The sequence below is a fragment of the Roseiarcus sp. genome (assembly GCF_052145395.1).
GTDB lineage: Bacteria > Pseudomonadota > Alphaproteobacteria > Rhizobiales > Beijerinckiaceae > Roseiarcus.
In genome coordinates this window covers 1-5,389 of the sequence record NZ_JBKQOT010000643.1, presented here as the reverse complement: position 1 = coordinate 5,389, position 5,389 = coordinate 1, and the positions used below count along the sequence as shown (strand labels likewise).

The following is a 5,389-nucleotide window of genomic DNA, read 5'->3' as shown; positions in this document are numbered from 1 at the left end:
AGGATCGGCACCATCAGCAGCGGCAGGAAAAGAAGAGTGATGTTGGCCTTGAAGTCGCTCGAACGGATCGCGTCGGTGTAGACCGCGGCAAAATCGCGGAAATATTTGATTTCCCGCTGGATGCGATCTTCGCTCATGGGGCGTGCGCCACCCCGAACGGCGACTTCAGCGGCTTCGGTCTCCAACATGCCGTGAAACTGTGAGAGCCGCCCGGCGCTGTCAAGCGGGGTCCGGCTTCGCGCGGGTCGCGACGTCCTGTCCCCCGCGCTTTGCGCGAGGGAGGATAACGCGGCGGCGGTTCTCCTCGCCCGCGGAGCCGGGGACCGCGCGATATCGGGGTTGGCGCGGGCGCGGCGCGGGCTTCGGGCCCGGCTTACTCCACACTCAGTTCGCCGCCACCCTCAGCTCGCCGCCGTCGCCTGAACGGGACCTGAGTTCTTGCCTTTGGCCTCGACGTCGCGGTCGACAAACTCGATGACGGCCATAGCGGCATTGTCGCCTGGCCGGAAGCCCGCCTTCATGATCCGCGTGTAGCCGCCGTTCCTGGCTTTGTAGCGGGGCCCAAGCACATCGATCAGTTTCTTGACGAGTTCGGCGTCGCGCAGCCTTGAAATCGCGATGCGCCGCGCGTGCAGATCGCCGCGCTTGCCCAGCGTCACCAGTTTCTCGACCACCGGTCGAAGGTCCTTGGCCTTAGGCAAAGTCGTCATGATCTGCTCGTGCTTGATCAGCGCCTGAGCCATGTTGGCGAACATCGCCTGGCGATGCTCGGCTGTGCGGTTGAAACGGCGCTTCGCGCGTCCATGATACATCGGCGTTCTCCTTGATCGGGTCTGCGGCCGCCGTGCCAAGGAACGGCCGCTCGTCTTAACCCTCCCCCGCTTTGTGGGAGAGGGCTGCGGTGAGGGGGGAGCGTTTGCGCCAAAACCCTCATCCGTCAGCCTTCGGCTGACACTTCTCCCGCGAGCGGGCGAAGGGACTCGTCAGTAATGCTCCTCGAACCGCTTGGCGAGGTCCTCGATGTTCTCAGGCGGCCAGCCGGTCACCTCCATGCCGAGGTGCAGACCCATCTGCGCCAAAACTTCCTTGATCTCGTTGAGCGACTTGCGGCCGAAATTCGGCGTGCGCAGCATCTCGCCCTCGGTCTTCTGGATGAGGTCGCCGATGTAGGTGATGTTGTCGTTCTTGAGGCAGTTGGCCGAGCGGACCGAGAGCTCGAGTTCGTCCACCTTCTTGAGCAGCGCCGGGTTGAAGGCGAGCTCGGGGATGGCGTGCGCGGCTTCCTCGCGGCGCGGCTCCTCGAAGGTGACGAACACGGCGAGTTGGTCCTGCAGAATGCGGGCGGCGTAGGCGAGCGCATCCTCCGGCGTGATGGCGCCGTTGGTCTCGATCGTCATCGTCAGCTTGTCCTTGTCGAGGTCCTGGCCCTCGCGGGTCGCCTCGACGCGGTAGCTCACCTTCTTGACCGGGGAGAACATGCTGTCGATCGGGGGTAGGCCGATCGGCGAATCCTCGGCGCGGTTGCGCTCGGCCGGGACGTAGCCCTTGCCGGTCGTCACTGTGAATTCGATGCGCAGGTCCGCGCCTTCGTCGAGGTTGCAGAGGACGAGGTTCGGGTTGAGGATCTGGATGTCGCCGGTGGTTTGGATGTCGCCGGCGGTGACCGGGCCCGGGCCTCGGCGCTTGAGCACTAGGCGCTTGACCCCGTCGCCCTGCATCTTGACGGCGACGTCCTTGACGTTGAGCACGATGTCGACGACATCCTCGCGGACGCCAGGGATCGACGAGAACTCGTGCAGCACGCCGTCGATGTGGATCGAGGTGATCGCGGCGCCCTGCAGCGAGGAGAGCAGCACGCGGCGCAGCGAGTTGCCGAGCGTCTGGCCGAAGCCGCGCTCGAGCGGCTCGGCGACGACCGTCGCGGCGCGGCGCGAGTCGTCGCTCGGCAGCACTTCGAGCTTCTTCGGCTTGATAAGTTCTTGCCAGTTCTTCTGGATCACGGGGCGGGGCCTTCCATTCGAAGCATGCGCGGCCTCTCGGCGCCCGACGCGCCGCAAGGCCGAATGCGCGCGCTAACCAGGAAAACCGATCAGCGCGCCAAAGGGATCAGACGCGGCGACGCTTGCGCGGGCGGCAGCCGTTGTGCGGGATCGGGGTCACGTCGCGGATCGAGGTGACGGTGAAGCCCGCCGCCTGGATGGCGCGCAGCGCGGACTCGCGGCCCGAGCCGGGGCCGGAGACCTCGACCTCGAGGGTGCGCATGCCGTGCTCGGACGCCTTGCGGACGGCGTCCTCGGCCGCGATCTGGGCAGCGAACGGGGTCGACTTGCGCGAGCCCTTGAAGCCCATCGTTCCGGCCGACGACCACGAGATCGTGTTGCCCTGAGCGTCGGTGATGGTAATCATGGTGTTGTTGAACGTCGAGTTCACGTGCGCGACGCCCGACACGATGTTCTTGCGTTCGCGGCGACGGACGCGGGTTGCCTCTTTTGCCATAGTGCGGTCCTTCAAGCGCGCTTTCGCGCGTCAGTTCCAAAAAAGCGTTGAAACGAAAGCGGTCACTTCTTCTTTCCGGCGATGGGCTTCGCCTTGCCCTTACGGGTGCGCGCATTGGTGTGTGTGCGCTGGCCGCGGACCGGCAGCTGCTTGCGATGACGCAGGCCGCGATAGGCGCCGAGGTCCATCAGGCGCTTGATGTTGATCGCCACCTCGCGGCGGAGGTCGCCCTCGACCATGTAGTCGCGGTCGATCGTCTCGCGGATCTGGAGCACTTCCGCGTCGGAAAGCTGCGCCACGCGGCGCTCGGAGGGGATGTGAACCTTTTCGCAAATCTCCTCGGCCTTCTTCGGGCCGATGCCGTGAATGTACTGGAGCGCGATCACGACGCGCTTGTTGGTCGGAATATTGACGCCTGCGATACGAGCCATAAGCTCAAGTCTCCATTTCGGCGCGACGCCGGCCGAACCGGAACCGCGCGGGACACGTGGTCTCGACGTCCGGTGGAGGCCGGCCCTTGCCGAGAATCCTGGTGGAAACGCAAAAAGTCCCATGCGCTCGAAAACGGCGCCGGGACCCAGAACGCATCGGGATGGGCGGCATATAGCGGCCGGCGGCCGAAACGTCAACACCTCAGGCTCGCGTTAGGCTCGCGTTGCCTGGCTTGCGTTCGCCGCGACAAGTCGCGAAGGTCCGCGCTCATTTCCCTAAAGGAGACCGCGCGACCATGGCCGACGCCGGCGACGCCGCCGAAGCCGCCCGCCGCGCCGGCGGCCTTGCCGTCGCCTTTGCCGCCGGCGACGTCATCTATCGGCCAGGCGATCCGGCACGCGGCTGGATTTGTGCTCGAAAGCGGCCGGGTCAAGGTAACCCTGACCGCCGACACCGGACGCGAGATCACGCTCTACCGGATCGAGGCAGGCGAGTCCTGCGTCCTCACCACCTCGGCGCTCCTCAGCGGCGAAACCATGTTCGCCGAGGCGGTCGCCGAGATCGACGTGCGGGCGCGGCTCCTCCCCGCTCCGGCGTTCGAACGGATGATCGACGAATCCGCTGGGTTTCGCCGTCTCGTCCTCAGCAACTACGCGGGCCGCGTCGCCGACCTCGTCGCCGTCATGCAGGACGTCCTGTTCCACGGCGTGCCGCAGCGGCTCGCCCGGCTCCTGCTCGCCGAGGCCCGGCGCGGCGTCGTTACGGCGACCCACCAGACGCTGGCGGCCGAGCTCGGCACGGCGCGCGAGGTCGTCAGCCGGCTGCTTCAGCGCATGGAGCGCGAGGGCGCGATCGTCGCCGAGCGGGGTTCGATCCGGATCCGCGACACAAAATCGCTCGCCGCGATGGCGCGCGCCGAGCAAAGGTGACGAGGTCACTGACGCCGCCCGAGACGATGATCTATGCCGTTCTCCGGTTAAACCCTGGAGGACCCCATGACGACCAACCTCGGCGCGATCGACCGCATTTTGCGGATCGTCGTCGGCCTCGCACTCATCACTTTCGCGCTCGGCTTCCTGGCTCCCGGCGCGCCCTACGCCGGGGTCGGCTAGATCGGCGTCGTGCCGCTCCTGACCGCGCTCCTCGGCTCGTGCCCGCTCTACAGCGTTCTCGGCTTGTCGACCTGCCCGGTCGCGAAGAAAGCCTAAAGGCGCCCCGGGACGTTCCCGCGCCCGGGGGCGAGGCGCCGGGCAGCAGCGCCCATGATATACCCTCCCCTCGGTTTTTGCCGTCGAAACCGGCGCCTTTCCCCTCGCAAATTCGCCAGAATGGCTCTATAGCGCCACCGCCGCGTCGCCGGCTTCTGACCGACGCGCGACGCTCAAAGGAGCCCCGATGACAAGACTGCTACCCGCGCGCCTGCGCTCGGCCGCCGCCGCCCTGGCGCTCGGCGCCGGCGCCGTTCTCGCCTTCGCCGGCGCCGCCTCGGCCGACCCCAAGGTTCTGGCCACCGTCGACGGCCAGCCGATCACCGAGGACGACCTCGCCGTCGCGATGGCCGACATCGGCCCCGGCCTGCCGCAGAAGCTGGAAGGCGCGCAACGCCAGAAATACGTGCTCGACTACCTGATCGACCTCAAGCTCGCCGCCAAGAAGGCTGACGCGGAAAAGCTCGACCAGTCGGCCGACTTCGCCAAGAAGCTCGCCTATTACCGCGACAAGCTGGCGATGGAGGAATTGCTGGGCGCCGTCGCCAAAGCGGCCACCACCGAGGACGCCGAGCGCAAGGCCTATGACGATGCGGCCAAGGCCGAGCCGCCGCAGGAGGAGATCCACGCCCGCCACATTTTGCTTCCGACCGAGGACGACGCCAAGAAGGCGCTCGCCCGCGTCAAGGGCGGCGAGGACTTCGCCAAAGTCGCCAACGAAGTGTCGAAGGACACCGGAGGAGACGGCGGCGACCTCGGCTGGTTCACCAAGGACCGCATGGTGCCGGAATTCTCCGAAGCCGCGTTCAAGCTGGAGAAGGGCGAGATCTCCGATCCGGTAAAGACCCAGTTCGGCTGGCACATCATCCAGGTCGAGGACACCCGCACCAAGACCTTCCCACCCTTCGAGCAGCTCAAGGACCAGGCCGCCCGCTACGTCGCCCAGAAGGCGGAGAGCGACGAGGTGGCGTCGCTGCACGCCGCGGCCAAGATCCAGTACTTCGACGCCGACGGCAAGCCGGTCGCCCCGGATGCGGCGGCCGCTCCGCCCGCGGGCGCGCCCGCGCCGGCCGCGCCGGCGCCGGCCGACGAAGGCAAGCCGAAGAACTGATCGACGCCCTTTCCCGGAGCGGGCGGCTGGCCCGCTCCCGTCTCATCAACCGATGACGGAACGCTTCCATGGCCGCCCCCGCCGCGCTCTCCCCGCTCGCGCCGAAGAAATACCCGACCCTGCCGCCGATCGCCGGCGTCCG

The 5,389-nt window shown here is 67.1% G+C and carries 7 protein-coding genes and 1 pseudogene; 3 read left to right on the top strand and 5 right to left on the bottom strand.

Features of this window, described 5'->3' with window-relative positions; translation table 11 throughout:
- The 5 genes from ACLP25_RS22195 to rpsM form a co-directional block, all read right to left on the bottom strand.
- The coding region (locus ACLP25_RS22195) for a hypothetical protein (protein WP_442471311.1) at nucleotides 1–188 on the bottom strand (188 nt) is incomplete at its 3' end.
- A 213-nt stretch (nucleotides 189–401) separates the two neighbouring features.
- Nucleotides 402–812, bottom strand: a complete 411-nt coding sequence (rplQ, locus tag ACLP25_RS22190) for a 50S ribosomal protein L17 (protein ID WP_442471310.1) — start codon at nucleotides 810–812, stop codon at nucleotides 402–404.
- 171 nt (nucleotides 813–983) lie between these two features.
- Nucleotides 984–2,000, bottom strand: coding sequence for a DNA-directed RNA polymerase subunit alpha (locus ACLP25_RS22185; protein ID WP_442471309.1), 1,017 nt, complete (start codon nucleotides 1,998–2,000; stop codon nucleotides 984–986).
- A 106-nt stretch (nucleotides 2,001–2,106) separates the two neighbouring features.
- Nucleotides 2,107–2,496 (bottom strand): 30S ribosomal protein S11, encoded by a 390-nt coding sequence (gene rpsK / locus ACLP25_RS22180; RefSeq protein WP_113890864.1) that lies wholly within the window; start codon nucleotides 2,494–2,496, stop codon nucleotides 2,107–2,109.
- Between the two features lie 62 nt (nucleotides 2,497–2,558).
- A complete protein-coding gene (gene rpsM / locus ACLP25_RS22175) occupies nucleotides 2,559–2,927 on the bottom strand; it encodes a 30S ribosomal protein S13 (protein ID WP_442471308.1) in 369 nt (122 codons plus the stop codon).
- A 345-nt stretch (nucleotides 2,928–3,272) separates the two neighbouring features.
- On the opposite strand from rpsM, the gene ACLP25_RS22170 reads away from it, so the two are divergent.
- The 3 genes and pseudogenes from ACLP25_RS22170 to ACLP25_RS22160 all read left to right on the top strand — a co-directional run bounded on the left by ACLP25_RS22170 (nucleotide 3,273) and on the right by ACLP25_RS22160 (nucleotide 5,247).
- Entirely contained in the window at nucleotides 3,273–3,857 is a 585-nt protein-coding gene (locus tag ACLP25_RS22170) for a Crp/Fnr family transcriptional regulator (RefSeq protein ID WP_442471307.1), read from the top strand.
- A 66-nt stretch (nucleotides 3,858–3,923) separates the two neighbouring features.
- Nucleotides 3,924–4,136: pseudogene (locus tag ACLP25_RS22165) on the top strand (YgaP family membrane protein).
- A 187-nt stretch (nucleotides 4,137–4,323) separates the two neighbouring features.
- Entirely contained in the window at nucleotides 4,324–5,247 is a 924-nt protein-coding gene (locus tag ACLP25_RS22160) for a foldase protein PrsA (RefSeq protein WP_442471306.1), read from the top strand.
- The last annotated feature ends 142 nt before the right edge of the window (nucleotides 5,248–5,389 follow it).